Annotated in this window: 1 protein-coding gene; it reads right to left on the bottom strand. The window is 54.0% G+C overall.

All coding sequences use genetic code 11. The features are described 5' to 3' along the window. On the bottom strand, window positions 1–1,753 hold a 1,753-nt coding region (locus NW212_RS15140), incomplete at both ends, for an ABC transporter permease (protein WP_258339445.1).

Genomic DNA, 1,753 nt, shown 5'->3' with positions numbered 1-1,753 from the left:
CGTCTTTTGCAAGGAGTGGATAACAGCTATTTTGTCTGTCCCGGCGGAGATGCGGACGTTGACGATGTTTTCCCAGCGCCCCCAGTCAGCATAGTCTTTGCCGAAGATAAAGAATGCCATTGGCTGGCTGTTGTCATCGTTGCGGAACGTGCTGTATCGGATATTCTCGCAGAAGCCTACGATGGGGTAATCACCATCGGTGGCAAGTTGGTCGACCGCCATCCATGGATATTTCTTGCGGGCAGCTTCGTTAAAGATATACACATCACCGTCGCCCGGCTTAAAGTCGCGCCCCTCGGTGACATGGATGCCCATCACCTTCAGGTAGCGGTAATCCACCGGAAGCACGTCAAACTGAATATGCTTGTCATCCGGGCCGCGTCCCCATCCCATATAAGTATCGCTCGAACTCAAAACGCGTTGCGAAAACGCTACACCTTCTACGCCCGATATGCGCGAAAGTTCATCGGCTACCGCTTCTTTCTGCAGGATGGCATCCCACGACATGTTGCCCACCACGATGGCATCCTTGTCGTAGCCATAGTCGGCGGTGCGGATGTAGCGGCTCTGCGCATACATTATGCCGATGGCGATAACTAACATGAACGCCACGAAGAACTGGAAGCATACCAGCAACGTGCGCAGCTTCCGCCCTTTAGGAGAAAGGCCGAACGAGCCTTTCAGTGCCAAGGCTGGCGGAAAAGAAGTGGCATAATAAGACGGATACAGTCCTGCCAACATACCTATCAGCACGCTGATGCCGAGAGTGGAGGCAAGCAGCAGCGGATGTGCCGTCAAGTCAAGGCTTGCTGTCACCAAATCTTGCAAGCCCGAATCGCGCAACGCCAGCAGAAAGAGCATCGATATGCCCAAAGCAATGATGCTGACCAGCACCGCTTCCAGCACCAGCCCCATACGGAGCGAGCCTGCCGTGGCTCCCAGCACCTTCTGCGTGTTGATGCTCTTGACGCGCATCGGGGTTTCCGCCAACGTGAAGTTCATGAAGTTGATGGCAGCAACGATGACGATGAGAAACGACACGCACAGCAGGAGGTAGACCGTGATGCGGCTGCTGGCGCTTTTGTTGCCTACTTTTGAAAAATGCACGTCGGCTATCGGAGTAAAGCGGAGGAACGAGGACGCTTCATCGTCACTCATTGCACTGACCCTTTCGGGCACTATCTCTTTCATCCTTTGGAATACGGACTTGTTCAGTTCGTCAGGGTCCAGTGTGCCGTCAGTACGGAGATAACAGTTGTAGTTCCAGTTTTGCCAGTTGTCCTTGTTGTTCTCGGACCGAAGGGGGAGGAAAAGGCAGCTCCTTATCTGCGAATTTTCGGGGAAGTCTTCATACACGCCACCCACGGTCAGCAGACGGTTATCCGCCTGCTTTCCTTCGAAGATAGTTTTCCCCACAGCATCAATGGAACCGAAGAAGCGCATCGCCATCGAGCGTGGGATGAGCACCTGCCCTTGCCGTTCGAGCGCATCGGCAGAACCGGCTATCATGCGGGGCTGGAACGTCTTCATAAAGTTGCCGAAGCCGGACAGGGTGATTTCTTCGAACTGATGTCCGCCTACCTCAAACTTTGCCGAGCCGGAAAAAGAGTTGACGATGGAAATTGCTTGGATGTGTGGCGAACCGTTGCCTATCAGTTCGCATAGTGGGCGCGGCATCCACGTCTGCCACCCGTTGTCATCGTTGGGATAGACTTCCACCCGATAGATATGCTCATAATCCTTGTACCCCTTG

This window comes from Bacteroides sp. ET225, from assembly GCF_024733745.1.
GTDB classification, from domain to species: Bacteria; Bacteroidota; Bacteroidia; order Bacteroidales; family Bacteroidaceae; genus Phocaeicola; species Phocaeicola excrementipullorum.
Note: the sequence above shows the minus strand (reverse complement) of the source record. Positions and strands in the feature narration are given on the sequence as shown.